Below are 16,649 nucleotides of genomic sequence, written 5' to 3' on the forward strand. Positions count from 1 at the left end.
GACTTATTGTTACTATTATGTAGTGGGTTATTCAAATAAATTCTATATTTTTTCGGTCTCTGCTATTTCGTTTACCGGCCAGGTAAAAAAGAATGTAGTAGACTCTTTCATAGTCGATTCGATCCGGATCTTTGCTCCTTTTTCATCCATGATCTTTTTCACAATGGCAAGTCCTACGCCGGTACTTTCAACTTCATCCCTGGCCTGCAGTGTTTGAAAAATGACAAATATTTTTTCATGATATTCCGGGCTGATTCCAGGCCCGTTGTCTCTTACAAAAAAATCTATACCAACATCTCCGTCTTTCCAGCCAATCGTAATTTTAATTTCCTCTTTGTCATTGTATTTAATCCCGTTGGAAATCAGGTTTTGCATGATCTGTCCCAACGTGATTTTTTCAGAAAGCAACTCCCTTTTCGGATCGCCTTCGAAAACAAATTCAATCGGTTTTTTCGAACTGAATGTGTCACAAAGATCATCAACCAGCGATTTAATCAAGAATCTCTCTTTGGTCGTTTTAATCCTTCCGGCCCTTGAATAGGACAGAATTCCGTTAATCAGACTTTCCATCCTGTGAACACGTCCGCGTAAAAGTTTGAACTGATCCTTCGTATCTCCATCAAGATGATCTTCAATATCTTCCTCAATCCATTCCGATAAGTTATTGATCGCCCGCAGCGGCGCCTTCAAATCGTGACTTACCACATAAGCAAACTGGTCGAGTTCAGCGTTGATCCTTTCCAGATCGCGCATGTAAGATTTGAGTTTATTCTCCGCTTCAACACGCTCCGTAATATCCCTGATAAATGCGAGTACGTAGCCCTGACCATCAGTTTCATAATATTTTACACTTGATTCTACCGGATAAGTTGTGCCGTCTGTCTTTTTATGGACTCCGGTCACGATCATTTTGGAAGTGCCTTTCAGGCTGTGTAAATACTCTTCCCACCGCTCCGGATCTTCAAAAATTTTCTCAACACTGCTGATATGCGACCCAATTATTTCCTCCTGTTTTTTGCCTAAACGACGGGCTGCTTCGTGATTGATAAAGAGCAATTTTCCATTATCATCCGAAACCTGAACGGCTTCACTGGATTCGTTAAACCACTCAACCATCCGGTTAATCTGCTCTTCCTGCGCTTTTCTGGACGTGATATCACTTACAGTGCCAATAAATCCGATAACTTTTTCTCCGGAATCCAATTGTGCGGAAATGGAGATTTCAAGCCATTTTTCAGTTTTATCAGCGGTTGTGAGCTTGAATGTATCCTGAACTGATTTTGTTTTTCCGGTAAATAATGCCTCTAATCTGGTTTTTGAATCACTATTGATCTGAAAATCAGCCCAGTTTTTGTTTAAACTATCTGTTACCTTAAAACCGGTTACTGTTTCCCAGGCATTGTTAAGATATATAATATTACCGTCCTGATTCAACTGGATCAGCACTTCCGATATACTGTTCGCCACTTCTTCCAGCCTTCTGTTGGTTGAAGCCGCTTCTTCTGTTTTCTGGTCGGCAATGCTGATCAGCTCCTTGTTTGCCCTGAATAATTCTGTCGAACTTTGTTCGAGTATATGCTCCACACGTGCAATGTCATCCTGAAATTCAAGATAAGCCTGATTGACAGAATTGAGAAAATCCTGAAATTCAGGATTCTCAGCCAGCTCAGGCGATAACGATTTTCGGATCTGACGTTTTAAAAGACGGTGGTAAGTTATTTCCGCTGTTTCCAATAGTCGTTGCGTTTTTTAAGATTCCCGGAAGGTGGTAATCGTCATAGTTTGATTGTGAAGTTCACATTGAACGTTCTGATTAAAAGGCGCGATTTCACCATAGGAATAAAATCCTGTCATGAAAGGCTGGTCCAATACCTCTGAAACGGATTCAACTTCCTCTTCCACAATTTGCTTCAATACCAGTTTTCTTCCAACGCAGCTCACCAACAAGGCAAATTCAGGAGATTCTTTATCGCCGTTTTTGGCCGCAACCGCTGCTTCTTCGGCACCATTTATTAACCGATCTGTGTTGGCTTTCATCAATCTGACAAAACTTCCCTGCGGAATATCTCCTGCAAAAGTGAGACTTTTGTCTTCCTCACTTATGCCAAGAATCGTTCTTACCACCGGAGCGCGGTCCTCGCTGTCGCGCATACTTAGCGGAAATAAGAGTCCTGATGATGGAAGATCTTTTGCCCGGTCACCCAAAAATGATTTGTACAAATCCAGAGCCGGCTGGCCATCAATTTCAAACAGTACGTTTTCTTTTGATTTAGTTACCAGTCTGTCCAGACCGAAACTATCCCATCCTCCGCGCGAGCCAAAACCGATATGCAAAGTTTCACCATAAAAACCAATGGCTGCCAGACTTTCGGTGGCAACTGTGCCATCCGGTTCAACAATTACGGTTCTGGAAAAATTGGGTCCGTCGCCGGCAAGTCCGCCTGTTAGAGTTACGTTCGCCGGCAATTCATCCGCGATACCTTTTACCAGATCCGTACCGTTTACTTTTAGTCCATCAGAAACGACAAAAACATGTTTCAGACCTTCCTGCGGAAATTGCGAAACCAGTTTTTTGCCTATTTCAAAACTGTTAAAATCAGAATCTTTCAGACTGACTTTTGCCGACTGGACTTTTACATCGGAAAATTCAATGGCGGTAAAAATGATTGTTCCGTCATGAACCGATTCACTGATAATTTCTCCGGCCGTGGAGCAGCCTGTCAGGATAGCATTTGGATATTGTTTAGCCAATTCCTGTGTGAAAGTCTGACTTTCAAGAAGTTCCCTGTGCCCAAAAGCGAAAATTAATTGCGGATTAATTGAAAACGGTTTTACGGAGTTTTCGTCGGTGTAGACGAACTGTTCGATTTTCATAGTTGAGATAGGGCTTTTGAAAAGCTGTTTGAAGTTACAAGATAACGAAAGTTTCTGAGCAGTAGAAAAAATATCAGGAAGCTGAAACTGCTCTTGTCAATTGCCTGAGGAATCTGAAAATTGAAAAAATCGATACAATGCTTTAACTAATGGAAGGGAAGGAAATTCCTTTTATTTTTCGAAATAATTCTACTGCGTAAAGGTCTGTCATTCCTGAAACAAAATCCAGAACTGTTTGAATTTTTGAGTATTCGTCGGTTTTATTTGTGATAAATTGTTTTGGGATAAGCGCAACAAGTTTTTTAGAATAGTGAGAATTATTATTCAGATAAGCCGGGATAAATTCTTCCAAAAGTCCCCCCATTACCTTATAACCCGCTACTTCAATCTGCACAACAGAGGAATAATTGTAAATTTTCTTAACTGATATCTTTTCAATATTTTTCATCACCGAACGAAACGGTTCGTCAATCCTGTCAACAAGACTGTAATTAAAATCGCCTGCCAGAATAGATTCCTGTTCCCGATAAAAAAGCTCAGAACAGGCACCAATTAAGGTGTTGATAGATTTTGCCCGCAGAAAACTTATTTTCGCGTCATCATCATCAATATCTGCCAATCGCGCGGCCATGTTAGGATCATTGGCCAATGGTAAAAGCAGTTCTTCAACTTCATGATAAGATAATATTTTCAACCTGTGCGCGTCTTCAAGATCTATGATATTGTAGCAAATATCATCCGCAGCCTCCACCAGATAAACAATGGGATGTCGTTTGTAAATCAGGTAATTATCTTCAACTTTTGACAGCCCAAGTTCGTCTGCAATTTTCTCAAAGCCAGCCTGCTCAGACTGGAAAAATCCATATTTTTTTCTAAAAATTTTTGACTTATCATGTCCCGCGAGAGATTCGCAGGGATACTTCGCAATAGAGGCTAATGTTGAGTAAGTAAGCGCAAAACTTCCATAACCTTTTCCGGCATAAGGATGAGTCAAAATCCTGAAAGCGTTGGCATTACCTTCAAAATGCGTAAGATCTTCCCATTGCGCTTCTGTCACTTTATCTTTATAAATGCGACCATCGCCGTTTGTAAAATAGTAAGAAATTGCAGCTTCACCGGAATGTCCAAAGGCCGGATTTCCAAGATCGTGCGCCAGACATGCCGCAGCCACAATATTTCCAATCTCACTGATTAATGGAAGTTCTTCGTCTAAATCCGGTCTGCTTTTTTTCAAACGGTTATAAAAGATTCTGCCTAATGAACGTCCGACGCTTGCTACTTCCAGGCTATGTGTCAACCGGTTATGGACAAAAATGCTGCCTGGTAATGGAAAAACCTGCGTTTTATTTTGAAGCCTTCTGAAAGGTGAAGAAAATATCAAACGGTCATAATCGCGCTGGAATTCTGAACGGGCTTCCGCCTGGTCCTCAATATTCTTATCTTCACTTCCCCAGCGTTTCGCCGAGAGTAATTTTTTCCAATTCATGAGGAGCGTAAAATGCGTTGAATCTGTCTGCTTTTGCTACAATAATACGAATTACAAACAATTCAATATTTGCTGAAAGTAATAGAAGCTTCCGAAATATATAGAAATTATTGTATTAAATAAATGTAAAGTAGTATGTAAATTTAAAATACTGTTCCTGCGAAGTCTCTGATAGTTATAAGGTTATCATCCGGGATTAGTTATGCAAACGGATTTTGAAATAAAAAGAAACCATCTTTGAATAAAAATGACGGGATAACCTGTCAACAATCCAGCTTCATGACCGAATCAAAACATCGTTATTTTATCATAAACAAACCGCCGAATATGGTATCCCAGTTTATCAGTCCTGATGCTGTGGGCCTGCTTGGCGATCTTGAATTTGACTTTCCGGAAGGCATTCATGCCATTGGCCGGTTGGATAGTCATTCGGAAGGATTGTTGATTTTAACGACAAATAAGAAAGTTACGCGTTTATTGTTTCAGGGGGAAATGCCACATAAGCGGGTTTATGTGGTACATGTCAAAAATGTGATTAACGAGGAAAAGCTGAATTTGTTAAGAACCGGTATTCCAATTTTGATTAAAGGGAATGTTGAATACGTAACAACACCTTGTGAAGTTGATATCGTTGAAAAACCAAAAGGCTGGGCCAAGCTTTCAAAAGAACCCGAAGACGTGCCGCATTCCTGGTTGAAAATTACGCTTACAGAAGGAAAATATCATCAGGTAAGAAAAATGGTGCATGCGGCCGGACATAAATGTAAAAGATTAATCCGTATGTCCATTGAAGACCTCGAACTCGGCGATCTGCAACCTGGGAAAGTCCGCGAAATTGAGCAAGAAGATTTTTTTAAAAAGCTGAAAATTGAAAACTGGCGGGAATAATCGGGCTGATGCGTTTTGAAGCAGATTGACTTTTACTTTGATAAAATAGTAACAAATCAACGTTCTGTACTTTTGTTTGTAAAAGCAAAATCCATGAAGTTGAGCATATATTCAGATAAGGACGCCATGTCCAAAGCGACGGCCGATCTGGTTGTTGATCAAATTCGGCAAAAACCAGATTCATTGCTATGTTTCCCGTCCGGCGAATCTCCTACGGTTGTGTTAAAATATCTTGTTCAATATGGTTTGGAAGGGCAAGTTGATTTCAGCCAATGTCGTTTTGTAGGTTTGGATGAATGGATCGGGATGGATGAAAATGATGAGGGGAGCTGCAAGCATTATTTATATTCCAGTTTTTTCAATCCATTAAAAATCAACCCGGAACAAATTATTTTTTTCGACGGTCTTGCCGCAAATCCTGATCAGGAATGTGAGCGGATGAATCAATATATCCTGAAAAACGGCCCGATTGATCTGATGATGGTAGGTCTGGGTATGAACGGACACATTGGTTTGAACGAACCCGGTGTTGATTTTCATTCATATGCACATACGACAGAGCTGGATCCGGTCACTGTCAAAGTTGCACAAAAATATTTTACAAAAACTACTGAATTATCTGGCGGAATAACACTTGGATTACAACATTTTCAGGAAGCTAAAACCGCTGTTTTAATTGTAGCAGGTGAGAAAAAAGCAGATATCGTTTCAAAAATTTTAACCGAAGAAATCTCCAATAAAATTCCCGGAACGATCGTTCGCTCGCACAGGAATTCCTTTGTATTTCTTGACGAAGCATCGGCTTCGGATCTTTCTGATACTATCCGTAAAATCCATTCTTAATGATTAAGTAGCCATGACAGAGCCTTCTCAAAACTCAAAATCAACAAATCATTTCGATGCAATCGTCATAGGTTCCGGGATCAGCGGTGGCTGGGCTGCAAAGGAATTATGCGAAAAAGGAATGAAAACCCTGGTTTTGGAACGTGGCAGAAATGTGGAACATAACAAGGATTATCCCACAGCCCATCTGAATCCCTGGGATTTTGAACATCGTGGAAATCTTACAAAAAAGTATCTGGATAATAACCCGCTGATTAGCAAAGCGGCCGGTTTTGGAGATGATACCAAACATTTTTTTGTACAGGATAAAGATCATCCCTATGTGCAGGCAAAGCCTTTTGACTGGATCCGTGGATATCAGGTAGGAGGAAAATCGCTAACCTGGGGACGGGCGTGTCAGCGGTGGAGCGAGTTTGAATTTACGGCTCCCGAACGTTTTGGTTATGGTATCGGCTGGCCGATTGGCTATAAAGATGTTGCACCCTGGTATTCGCATGTGGAGGAATTTATTGGTGTTTGCGGAAATAAAGATGGTCTGGAATCCATGCCCGACGGAGAATATCTGCCGCCATTTGAACTGAACTGTGTCCAGAAAGTTGTTCAGGAAAAGATCACTGAAAATTATAAAGACCGGCATCTCGTCCATGCAAGATGGGCGCATTTGACCAAACCAAAAGAAATCCATATTCAGCAAGGCAGAGGCGGATGTCAGGCCAGGAATCTTTGTATGCGCGGTTGTCCGTATGGCGGCTATTTCAGTTCGGTAAGTTCAACTTTGCCCTGGGCTGAAAAAACCGGAAACCTGACTATAAGGCCTCATTCCGTAGTGCATTCTATTGTTTATAATGAAAAAACGGGAACAGCGAGCGGAGTCAAAATCATCGATTCAAATACAAAAGAAGTGCATGAATATTTTGCCAAAGTGATTTTCCTGAATGCTTCGGCGCTGAATAGTAATCTCGTTTTGCTCAATTCAAAATCAAACCGTTTCCCGAATGGTTTGGGAAATGACAGCGGCGTTCTGGGTAAATATATTGCCTTTCACAACTACCGCGCTTCGGTGGCAGGTGATATGCCTGGTTTTGAAGATAAATATTATTACGGAAGAAATCCTACGGAACCGATTCTGGCAAATTATCGGAATCTGCACAAACAGGATACAGATTATGTCGGCGGTTTTACCACTTTCATGGGCGCTTACCGGACGCGTGGAAATGAAAAAACAATACCGACTTTTGGCAAAGATTTTAAAGAAGCCATGACAAAACCCGGCGGTTGGAAAGTGTATATGTATATGCAGGGTGAAACCATTCCGAAAGTGACTAATCAGGTAACTTTAAGTTCTGATCAGAAAGATCAGTGGGGAATACCACTTTTGGTTACTTCGGTAGGTTATGATGACAATGATGAAAAAATGATCCGTGATTTTTTGAAAGAATCTGCTGAAATGCTGGAAAAATCGGGTTGCACTAACATTTCCCAACACGACAACAAGCAGGCTCCGGGTTTGGATATTCACGAAATGGGCGGTTGCCGGATGGGTAAAGATCCGAAAACTTCAATGTTGAATGAGCATAATCAGCTGCATCATTGCCCAAATGTATTTGTTACAGACGGTGCCTGTATGACGAGTACCGGAAATCAGAGCCCGTCATTGCTATACATGGCACTGACCGCACGTGCAGTGGATTTTGCCGTTGATAAAATGAAAAATGGAAATTTGTAAGTTAGGCTGTAATTATGTCCTTGAAGAGCTTTACAAACGTCCTTATTAACTATTAGCTATGAATTTAATCGGTAATATCATCTGGCTTGTTTTCGGTGGATTTATCGTTGCCATCGAATATTTTATTGCAGGTTTTGTGCTTTGCTGTACAATCATCGGTATCCCTTTTGGCTTACAATGTTTCAAAATCGGAATTTTGACTTTGATGCCATTCGGGCGGGATGTGCGTGAAGTGCCGGGGCAAACGGGTTGTCTATCCATGATTTTTAATATTATATGGATTTTCATTGGCGGAATCTGGATCGCACTTACGCATCTGATTTTTGGGATTTTGCTGGCGATTACCATTATCGGTCTGCCTTTTGCCAAACAGCATTTTAAATTAATGAGCCTGTCTTTCACGCCTTTCGGGAAAGATATTTATTAAATTTTAGATTGATATAAATGATAAAAACCTGGGATTTTCTCGGGTTTTTATGTTTAAAGGAATTCGGTAATTTCCTCTTAAACTAAAAGGCACGGTAATTGTTGAATTGATTTATTATAGATAAAGTCATGAAAGCAGTAGTCATAACAAAACCGGGCGGTCCGGAAGTTTTAGAAATTCAGGAACGACCGGTTCCGGTTTTTAAGTCTGATGAGATTTTAATCAAGGTTTACGCAGCCGGAATAAATCGTCCGGATATTTTTCAGCGAAAAGGAAATTATCCGCCTCCTACAGGCGCGCCGCAGGATATTCCGGGTTTGGAAGTTGCAGGTACGGTTGAACAAATCGGATCGGAAGTAAAAAATTGGAAAATAGGTGACCGGGTTTGTGCACTTTTAGCGGGCGGTGGTTATGCTGAATATGCCGTCGTAAATGCACAGCACTGTTTATCAATACCGAAGCAAATTTCTTTTATAGAAGCTGCATCCTTACCAGAAACGGTTTATACAGTTTGGCATAATGTATTTCAAAAAGGAAAACTGCAAAGCGGAGAAAACTTTTTGGTACATGGCGGCAGCAGTGGAATTGGCATTACCGCCATTCAGCTGGCGAAAGGTTTTGGAGCCAAAGTTTTTGCTACGGCCGGTTCAGATGAAAAATGTGAAGCCTGTGTCTCACTAGGTGCTGATTTATGTATCAATTATAAAAATGAGGATTTTGAAACTGCCCTGAAAGATGAAGGCGCTGATGTGATTCTGGATATGGTTGGCGGAGATTATATTCCCAAAAATCTAAGGTTACTGCGTGTTGATGGCCGGATGGTTTTTATCAACACAATGAAAAGTAACAAAGCCGAAGGTGTTGATTTTGGACTGATCATGAAAAACCGGTTGACAATTACAGGAAGCACGCTTCGTAACCGGGACATTTCGTTTAAGGCTGAATTGACAAAAGAAATTTTGAAAAATGTATGGCCGTTACTGGAAAGTGGAAAATTCAAACCTGTGATTTATAAAGAATTTCCATTGGAGGAAGCCGCCAAAGCGCACCAGTTAATGGAAAGCAGTGATCATATTGGAAAGATTGTTTTGACAAATGGTTGGTAAATTTTAACTCCGCATCCGCCGTGTTTCCTTTCTCATAAACCATAAGAGTGTAACAAAAATCAGCGTGTAGAAATAAAAGGAATCATTGTAAGACGAGTTGACCAGATATAATTGGTTGTTGCTGAATGCGTGAATCAAGATTGTAAAATAAATATTATCGGTGACCACGTAAACAAAAAAATAAGCCATTCCATAAAAGAAGGCGCTGATGAGCGGCGAAGCCAGGGCTGAAAAATCTGTATGATCCCTGAAAACATAAGCCGAAACGTGAGAAAGGCTAAAAACGATAGCTACGCCAATAGCCAGGCCAATTAATTGCTGCCTCGGAATTCCTTTCTTTTCAGCATAATGAACGGGGAGAAAACGGAAGATGAATTCCTCAATAAAGGCAGCAGGTATTGAATTAAGAAAAAATATGAAAAGGTACTTCGTAACTCTTGACTGGGATGGGAAATCAAATGAAAGCCCGGTAGCATAATATACCCAGACCTGTGTTGAAATCCAGACCAGAAGTCCCATAATCAAAGCGATCATAAGTTTCTTACTATCAAAAAGATATCTGAACGAAAATGCTGTGGTGTAGGGTTTTAAAAAACAGGAAAGAATAAAAAACTGGAATGCAAAAATGATTATTCCTAAAAAGATTGCCTGCTCCCAGTTCTTTAAAATATTTTGAGCCCATTCTGAAATGAAAATCAGGCTAAATGTGTTAGCTAATAGGCAACAAATCAGAATAATTTTTGCCAGATCTTTTAATCGCATGTATGTTGGTCAGAAGCTGTTGGTAGTTTAATTTTTTATAAAAAAGTGAGACTTATTTGTTAAAAATACGGTGAGTTTCTTCCCTCTAAGTAATTCCTGAAATAAGAATAGTATCGTTTATTCGTTTAAATTTAATGGAAATCATCGTGTTGATGCGCTAAATCAAAAAAAGATGGCAACAAAAATCAAAGAAATATCAGCAGCCAGTATCACAGAAATGTATATTCATTACTGTCTGGAACATAATGAAAATCCAAAGTCGGTTTACCTGTTTTGTAAAAGAAACGGAATTGTTGAGAAAGAATTTTATACCTATTTCTCATCGATTGAAGCGATTGAAAAATCAGTTTTTATCAGCTTTCATAAACTGACACTGGAATTGATGAGCAAAAGTACTGATTACGATCTACTTAGCTTTCGCGAAAAATTACTGACCTATTATTATACCTTTTTTGAAATTCTGACCGCTAACCGGAGTTATGTGGTTTTTGCTTTGAAAAATGACAAAAGCAGATTGAATGGCTTGATGAAACTGAAAGAATTCAGGTCTTATTTCAAGTCGTTTATTACGGCAAGCAGTCAGGGTTATTTAAAAGTAAAAAGTGAACGCATCCAGAAATTACAACAGGATGGTCTGGAAGAAGGCGCATGGGTACAGCTTTTGGTTACGCTGAAATTCTGGCTGGACGATGAATCCGTTGGATTTGAAAAAACGGACCTTTTCATCGAAAAATCAATCCGCGCCACATTTGACCTGATCGATATTACACCATTGGAAAGTGTACTCGATTTTGGTAAATTTTTAATTAAAGAAAAATTACGGTAGTGAATGGAAACCATAGACAGCATACCTACTTCAAAAATTCAGCGTGCATCCCAATTGATTTCAACCGGTGTTAAAATCGGCGGGAATTATTTAAAATATTACGGTGAGAAAATCACAAATCCGGAGTCAGCACGCGATAATTTGAATACCAATAACGCGGAAGATATTTACGACGGCCTGAAAAACCTTAAAGGAAGTGCATTAAAACTGGCTCAGATGCTTAGCATGGAGAAAAGTTTTATGCCACAGGCTTATGTCGAGAAGTTTTCTCTTTCGCAATTTTCAGTACCGCCATTGTCGGCTCCGCTGGTGATCAAAACTTTCAGAAAGTATTTTGGTAAATCGCCGCTCGATCTTTTTGATACATTTAATCCCAATGCGATTAATGCCGCAAGTATTGGACAGGTACACAAAGCGACTGCAAATGGCAAAGAGCTGGCTGTCAAAATCCAGTATCCGGGCGTTGCAGAAAGTATTACTTCTGATCTTGCTTTGGTGAAACCCATAGCAATGAAAATGTTCAATATCCAGAGTAAGGATTCGGACAAATATTTCAAAGAGGTTGAAACCAAGCTGACTGAGGAAACGAATTATATTCTGGAAATTGCACAAAGCAAAGAAATCGGAGAAGCGTGCGCGCATATTCCAAACCTTCGTTTTCCTAAGTACTATGAAGAATTTTCTTCGGAACGTGTGATCACCATGGACTGGATGACGGGAATTCATCTTTCAGAATTTGTAAAAACAAACGCTTCGCAGGAAGCATTAAATAAAGTAGGGCAGGCGCTTTGGGATTTTTACATGTTTCAGGTGCATCAGCTTCGGAAGGTTCATGCAGATCCGCATCCCGGGAATTTCCTTGTAGATAAGGATGAAAACCTGATTGCTATCGATTTTGGCTGCATGAAAGAAATTCCTGAGGATTTTTACACGCCATATTTTGAGCTTGCTGAAAAAGTAAATATGAATGACCCGGAAATTTTCAGAAGCAAATTATTTGAACTGGAAATCCTGACAGAGAAAGACACGCCGGAAGAAACGGTGTATTTTTCAAAGCTTTTCCACGAAATACTGACTTTGTTCACAGAGCCTTTCCAAGTTGAGGAATTCGATTTTGCGGATGAGGTTTTCTTTGCGAGATTGGTAGAGCTGGGAGAGAAATATGCCAATGATAAAAACCTGAGAAAAATGAATGTGAACCGCGGTTCTAAACATTTCATTTACATCAATCGTACGTTTTTTGGCCTGTTCAGCTTACTGCATGAATTGAAAGCAAAGGTGAGTATCAATCAATATGTGGCTCTGACATAAAAGAAAAAGGAAATTTTTTGAAATGCGTGATGTCGGAAGATGTCACGCATTTTTTGTTTATAATATTTTTTTCAGGCAAACACTGATTTCCAGATCGTCGTATTGATTATAATTTTCGGTGATTTGGTAACCGTATTTTTTGTAGAGACTAATCGCATTTGGTTGGCCTTTCCCGGTTTCCAGAACTGCTTCTTCGTAGCCAACTTCCTTCGCCCATTTTTCCAGTTCTGCCAAAAGAGCAGATGCTATACCATTTCCTCTATGGTTTTCTTTGATAAACATGCGTTTGATTTCTACGGTTTTATCATTGAAAATTTTAAAACATCCGCAACCTACTGCTTCATCATTTTCATATGCAATTACCACCGTATTCAAGCCGGTGATTCGGTTATATTCTTCGTAATCTTCCGGATTGGTGTTGTAAATTCTGCAAAGTTCTATATCCAGCTCCCCGGTTAACTTTTGAAAATCTATGTTGTCGCTTGTAGTTCTTAGTATCGTTGGCATAAGCTTAATGGTTTCACGCAAAGTAAAGAAGTTTAAACGCAGAGTAAGGAGAGTTTATAAGGGAGTTACGCAGGATAATGATTTAATTCTCTATATAACTCTGGGCTTAACTCTTTGTACCCTGTGTTTAACCTTTCACCAATTCCTTTTGAACTCCCATTCTTACTTTTGTTTTTTTACTTTTTTTCCTTCTTCCCCACCAGATAATAAATCCTGTTACTGGCAAGCTGGCGGTTATGGCTGAGATAATGAAAGCCAATATTTTTCCAGGTAAACCAACAATGGCACCGATGTGGATATCGTAATTCATCCGCATGATCTTGTTTGCCAGCGTCAGCTTGTCGTCATACCTGCCGAAGTTGTGTGTCACCGGAATTTGTTTCAGACTATACTGATCATAATAAATATAATCTGACTTGTAAAACGTTCCGGCAATTGGATTTGTAACCGCAGCAATGGTAGATTTGGAGGTTTCCGGATAATGCATTTCAATCGTTTGTGCATCAGGATTTTCAGCGATCGTCTTTTTCCAAAGGAAATCGATCACAGGCGTTTTTTTATCATAAACCGGTTTCCCAGTTGATTCGGGTTCGTAAAACTGCGTCATTGTCTGTCCGCCGGATGTTGCCCAGTATACACTTTTGGAAAACCACTGAAAGCCCATGATCAGGCCGGTGCAGGCAATAATGAGTGCAATTGGAATAGAATAAAAGCCCAGTACATTATGCAGGTCATAATTTTTTCTTCTCCATTGTGCGTCCCATTTTACTTTAAACCGTTGTTTTAAAGCCGCTTTATTTTTCGGCCACCAAAGTACCAGACCGGAAAGCAGCATGAAGACAAAGATCAGCGTGGCAGATGCAGCAATCGGCTGACCAATCGTTGGCGGGAGCCACAAGTAATAGTGTCCCATCAAAATAAACCGGAAAAAATCAGTATCCATATTTCTGGTTTCCAAAATCTCCCCCGTATAAGGATTGGCAAACATCAGATAATAATACTCAGGATCGAAACTGAAAAAAGTGATTACAGCTGCCGTTTTATTATCTGCATATTGTACGCTGTGAATCTTTTTGTTTGGAAGTGCTTTTTCTGCAATTAATTTGAATTCCGATGGTGGTAAAAAAGGTTTTTTCTGCGGTTCGACAAATCGGAAAGATTGTGTAGCATTCTGTATTTCCAGCTGAAATGCATAGATACAACCCGTGACAGCCAGTATAAATACGATTATTCCGGAGCCGATTCCTAACCACAGATGGAGAAAATGTAAGACCTTTTTCATGGTAAATAAGATTTCAAAATGCTGCAACAAATTTTAACACGAATCCCGTATTCCGGCACATGGCAAGAATACGGGAATAAAATGATATTGGTTTTACTCAGAATTTAGTCTGGCTTTTACTTAAAACCGGAATGAAACGCTTGCAGTAACACTTCTCAATTTTTGCGGATTAATGGATGAATATCCAATCCAGTATTTTTTATCAGTAATGTTATCAACCTTCACCCCGAATCTGAATTTCGACTGTTCGTAAAAAGCACTTGCATTCAAAATGGTATATTCCGGTAAGATGAAAACCCCCTGGCTTCTGGTATTGACAACTTTGTTATCACTCGCATAATTTCCACCAAAACCAAATCCAAGACCTCTGGCCATTCCTTCCTGAATACGGTAGCTAATCCATAAATTCCCAAGGTATGGCGACATGGCAGTAGCCGGACGAAGGCCTACAACATCTTCATCTGCTTTTTCATATTTTGAATCGTTATAAGCAAAACCGGCGATAACGTTCAACCCGCGTAAAGGCTGGGCAATAACTTCCGCTTCAAAACCTTTGCTGCGCTGTGTTCCGTCCTGGATCGAAAAGTTTGGATGTGCAATATCCGCGCGGATCAGATTGGAAACCTGGATATCGTAGTAACTTAAAGTAGTGGTCAGTTTGCCGTTAAATGCATTTACTTTCACGCCACCTTCAGCCTGGTTTGCATGTTCGGGCTTGAAGGCTGCTCCGCTAAAACTATTACCAACCTGATTTGTAAAGCCATTTTGATAATTTGCAAAAATCGAAACAACATCTTTAACCGGCATATAAATCAAACCGAATTTTGGAGATAAAGATGTCTGGGTATAACCGCCCGATCTTTCGCCTGTTACGATACTGTAATTTCCTTTATTGTCAAAATAATCGATACGCAAGCCGGCAGACACGATCAGTTTGTTTGTAATGTTCAGTACGTCCGACACATAAGCACTGTAAATATTGTTGATGAAGTTGTAAGGATAGTCGAAACCTTTTCCAGCCTGATACGCTGCTTTCAACGTGTTAAGGTTAAATTTTCCATAGGTTGGAATGTCCCCAGTAGCTGCTATGGTATCGACGGTAACACCGGTAAAATACTGGTCGGCGTTGCGGTGAAAAAAGTCAAGTCCTCCCACAAAACGGTTTCTCATACCGGCAAGTTGGAAATCGCCATTGAAGTTTTGCTGAATCTCAATAACCCGGTCTTTACTATTTTCAGTTGCCTGATCATTTCGCGAAATGTAACCGTTTCCAATATCCGTAGAAACCCCTGTCACAGCTGATTTGCTGAGCAGATAGAAATATGGATTTACACCGTCTGAATAACTATTTGTAGAAGTAAAACTGGTCGATGAAGTCCATTGATCAGAAATCTTGTAATTCATCTGACCAAAAAAATTCGTATTTCTTGACTTTTGCGACAGGTCGCCGCGCCCGTAAGAGCGTTTGTAATCAATATCAAGTTTGTCTGCGCTGTTTACGCCAAGTGCTGAAATTTTGCCACCAAATGGAAAAAAGAAAATGGTATTACCCTGATTTTCTCCATTATAAAATTCAGCATCAATGTTAAACGACAATTTATCATTGACTTTATAAGATAAACTCGGGGCGAACGTGAACATTTTTCCAAAACCATTGTCCTGGAAACTACCTTCATAATTGTAAGCCGTATTAACCCGCAGAAGAATATTTTTAGCAGAATCCAAAGGCGTATTTACATCCGCGCTGATACGGTTAAAACCAAAACTACCGGTTGAATAAGCAACCTCGCCACCAAATTTCGCAAATGGTTTTTTAGTAACACGGTTGATCAAACCACCATACGAAGTCAGTGCACTTCCAAATAATGTTGCAGACGGACCTTTAATTACTTCAATATTTTCAATGTTTGCCGCATCTATTTTTGTAGAAACGTTTCCTGCAATACCGTTTCTCAATTTACTTTGCAGAATGAAACCACGTGAGTTGTAATAACTTCCTCCATCACCGCTACGCCCTGTTGCTTCCCACATTTTGCTGATACCAGGCGCATTTTTTAGCGCGTCATCAATGCTGAAAACCAGCTGTTCTCTTAGCAATTCTCTTGTGATGGTGGTATAAACCTGTGGATTTTCAAGATTTTTCAGGTTTATTTTAGACACATATTCACTTGATTCGCGTTGCAATTTTCCCTGAGCGGTAATGACCACTTCGCTAAAAGTTTTTGCATTTTCAGCCAGTGTGATATCCGGTACGACCGTGGTCTCACCAGATTTTACATCAATCGCAATTTCCTTTGTTTCAAGTCCGATGAAAGATGCAATCAGAATATACTGACCAGCTTCAATATTTTTTATTTCATATGCTCCTTTTGAGTCCGCAGTTGAGCCTTTGGACATTCCCTTCAAACCAACATTCACAAATTCAGCACCAACGCCATCTGACGTTCTGACTGTTCCTTTAATTCTTCCTGTTCCTTGTGAAAATGCATTACTTGAAATCAGCCAGGCGGCTATTACCAAAGTGATAGTAAACGTTAAGTGCTTCATCAGATAGGTTACCTTGTATATAATTAGTCTTAATAAGCCGCAAAGCTATTGATTGATTAGATTG

The 16,649-nt window shown here is 39.9% G+C and carries 14 protein-coding genes; 7 read left to right on the forward strand and 7 right to left on the reverse strand.

Annotated elements, in window-relative coordinates:
* Positions 1–42: 42 nt before the first annotated feature.
* The 3 genes from LXL81_RS13540 to LXL81_RS13550 form a co-directional block, all read right to left on the reverse strand.
* Positions 43–1,734: a PAS domain-containing sensor histidine kinase gene (locus tag LXL81_RS13540; protein ID WP_234647324.1), complete on the reverse strand. Its 1,692-nt coding sequence runs from the start codon at positions 1,732–1,734 to the stop codon at positions 43–45.
* Between the two features lie 15 nt (positions 1,735–1,749).
* A complete protein-coding gene (locus LXL81_RS13545) occupies positions 1,750–2,874 on the reverse strand; it encodes an FIST signal transduction protein (RefSeq protein ID WP_234647325.1) in 1,125 nt (374 codons plus the stop codon).
* Between the two features lie 142 nt (positions 2,875–3,016).
* Positions 3,017–4,360 (reverse strand): deoxyguanosinetriphosphate triphosphohydrolase, encoded by a 1,344-nt coding sequence (locus LXL81_RS13550; RefSeq protein ID WP_234647326.1) that lies wholly within the window; start codon positions 4,358–4,360, stop codon positions 3,017–3,019.
* A gap of 279 nt (positions 4,361–4,639) precedes the next feature.
* Between LXL81_RS13550 and LXL81_RS13555 the strand changes: the two genes are divergently transcribed.
* From LXL81_RS13555 to LXL81_RS13575, 5 genes are all read left to right on the forward strand, one after another.
* Entirely contained in the window at positions 4,640–5,248 is a 609-nt protein-coding gene (locus tag LXL81_RS13555; protein WP_234647327.1) for a pseudouridine synthase, read from the forward strand.
* A gap of 93 nt (positions 5,249–5,341) precedes the next feature.
* On the forward strand, positions 5,342–6,091 hold the full coding sequence (locus LXL81_RS13560; protein WP_234647328.1) for a glucosamine-6-phosphate deaminase: 750 nt from the start codon (positions 5,342–5,344) through the stop codon (positions 6,089–6,091).
* 13 nt (positions 6,092–6,104) lie between these two features.
* Positions 6,105–7,817 carry a GMC oxidoreductase gene (locus LXL81_RS13565; protein ID WP_234647329.1) on the forward strand — a complete coding sequence of 571 codons (1,713 nt, stop codon included), beginning with the start codon at positions 6,105–6,107 and terminating at the stop codon, positions 7,815–7,817.
* Between the two features lie 58 nt (positions 7,818–7,875).
* Positions 7,876–8,244: a YccF domain-containing protein gene (locus LXL81_RS13570; protein WP_234647330.1), complete on the forward strand. Its 369-nt coding sequence runs from the start codon at positions 7,876–7,878 to the stop codon at positions 8,242–8,244.
* A 128-nt stretch (positions 8,245–8,372) separates the two neighbouring features.
* On the forward strand, positions 8,373–9,350 hold the full coding sequence (locus tag LXL81_RS13575) for an NAD(P)H-quinone oxidoreductase (protein ID WP_234647331.1): 978 nt from the start codon (positions 8,373–8,375) through the stop codon (positions 9,348–9,350).
* Positions 9,351–9,353: 3 nt separating this feature from the next.
* Here LXL81_RS13575 and LXL81_RS13580 read toward each other — a convergent pair whose 3' ends face one another.
* Entirely contained in the window at positions 9,354–10,112 is a 759-nt protein-coding gene (locus LXL81_RS13580) for a CPBP family intramembrane glutamic endopeptidase (protein WP_234647332.1), read from the reverse strand.
* Between the two features lie 172 nt (positions 10,113–10,284).
* On the opposite strand from LXL81_RS13580, the gene LXL81_RS13585 reads away from it, so the two are divergent.
* Together LXL81_RS13585 and LXL81_RS13590 are read left to right on the forward strand one after the other, a co-directional pair.
* Positions 10,285–10,938: a TetR family transcriptional regulator C-terminal domain-containing protein gene (locus LXL81_RS13585; protein WP_234647333.1), complete on the forward strand. Its 654-nt coding sequence runs from the start codon at positions 10,285–10,287 to the stop codon at positions 10,936–10,938.
* A 3-nt stretch (positions 10,939–10,941) separates the two neighbouring features.
* Complete coding sequence (locus LXL81_RS13590) at positions 10,942–12,249, forward strand: AarF/ABC1/UbiB kinase family protein (RefSeq protein WP_234647334.1); 1,308 nt, start codon at positions 10,942–10,944, stop codon at positions 12,247–12,249.
* A 57-nt stretch (positions 12,250–12,306) separates the two neighbouring features.
* Here LXL81_RS13590 and LXL81_RS13595 read toward each other — a convergent pair whose 3' ends face one another.
* From LXL81_RS13595 to LXL81_RS13605, 3 genes are all read right to left on the reverse strand, one after another.
* A complete protein-coding gene (locus LXL81_RS13595) occupies positions 12,307–12,756 on the reverse strand; it encodes a GNAT family N-acetyltransferase (RefSeq protein WP_234647335.1) in 450 nt (149 codons plus the stop codon).
* A 127-nt stretch (positions 12,757–12,883) separates the two neighbouring features.
* Positions 12,884–14,038 carry a PepSY domain-containing protein gene (locus LXL81_RS13600; protein WP_234647336.1) on the reverse strand — a complete coding sequence of 385 codons (1,155 nt, stop codon included), beginning with the start codon at positions 14,036–14,038 and terminating at the stop codon, positions 12,884–12,886.
* 120 nt (positions 14,039–14,158) lie between these two features.
* Entirely contained in the window at positions 14,159–16,585 is a 2,427-nt protein-coding gene (locus LXL81_RS13605; protein WP_234647337.1) for a TonB-dependent receptor, read from the reverse strand.
* Positions 16,586–16,649 lie beyond the last annotated feature (64 nt).

Origin of the sequence: Dyadobacter sp. CY356, from assembly GCF_021440195.1 — a bacterium.
Taxonomy (GTDB): Bacteria; Bacteroidota; Bacteroidia; order Cytophagales; family Spirosomataceae; genus Dyadobacter.

Bases quoted from the DNA above. Each gene is read 5' to 3' on its own strand.
- LXL81_RS13575 (WP_234647331.1), top strand. From the start codon at position 8,373: ATGAAAGCAGTAGTCATAACAAAACCGGGCGGTCCGGAAGTTTTAGAA.
- LXL81_RS13585 (WP_234647333.1), top strand. From the start codon at position 10,285: ATGGCAACAAAAATCAAAGAAATATCAGCAGCCAGTATCACAGAAATG.
- LXL81_RS13590 (WP_234647334.1), top strand. From the start codon at position 10,942: ATGGAAACCATAGACAGCATACCTACTTCAAAAATTCAGCGTGCATCC.
- LXL81_RS13545 (WP_234647325.1), bottom strand. From the start codon at position 2,874: ATGAAAATCGAACAGTTCGTCTACACCGACGAAAACTCCGTAAAACCG.
- LXL81_RS13560 (WP_234647328.1), top strand. From the start codon at position 5,342: ATGAAGTTGAGCATATATTCAGATAAGGACGCCATGTCCAAAGCGACG.
- LXL81_RS13580 (WP_234647332.1), bottom strand. From the start codon at position 10,112: ATGCGATTAAAAGATCTGGCAAAAATTATTCTGATTTGTTGCCTATTA.
- LXL81_RS13550 (WP_234647326.1), bottom strand. From the start codon at position 4,360: ATGAATTGGAAAAAATTACTCTCGGCGAAACGCTGGGGAAGTGAAGAT.
- LXL81_RS13555 (WP_234647327.1), top strand. From the start codon at position 4,640: ATGACCGAATCAAAACATCGTTATTTTATCATAAACAAACCGCCGAAT.
- LXL81_RS13565 (WP_234647329.1), top strand. From the start codon at position 6,105: ATGACAGAGCCTTCTCAAAACTCAAAATCAACAAATCATTTCGATGCA.
- LXL81_RS13595 (WP_234647335.1), bottom strand. From the start codon at position 12,756: ATGCCAACGATACTAAGAACTACAAGCGACAACATAGATTTTCAAAAG.
- LXL81_RS13605 (WP_234647337.1), bottom strand. From the start codon at position 16,585: ATGAAGCACTTAACGTTTACTATCACTTTGGTAATAGCCGCCTGGCTG.
- LXL81_RS13570 (WP_234647330.1), top strand. From the start codon at position 7,876: ATGAATTTAATCGGTAATATCATCTGGCTTGTTTTCGGTGGATTTATC.
- LXL81_RS13600 (WP_234647336.1), bottom strand. From the start codon at position 14,038: ATGAAAAAGGTCTTACATTTTCTCCATCTGTGGTTAGGAATCGGCTCC.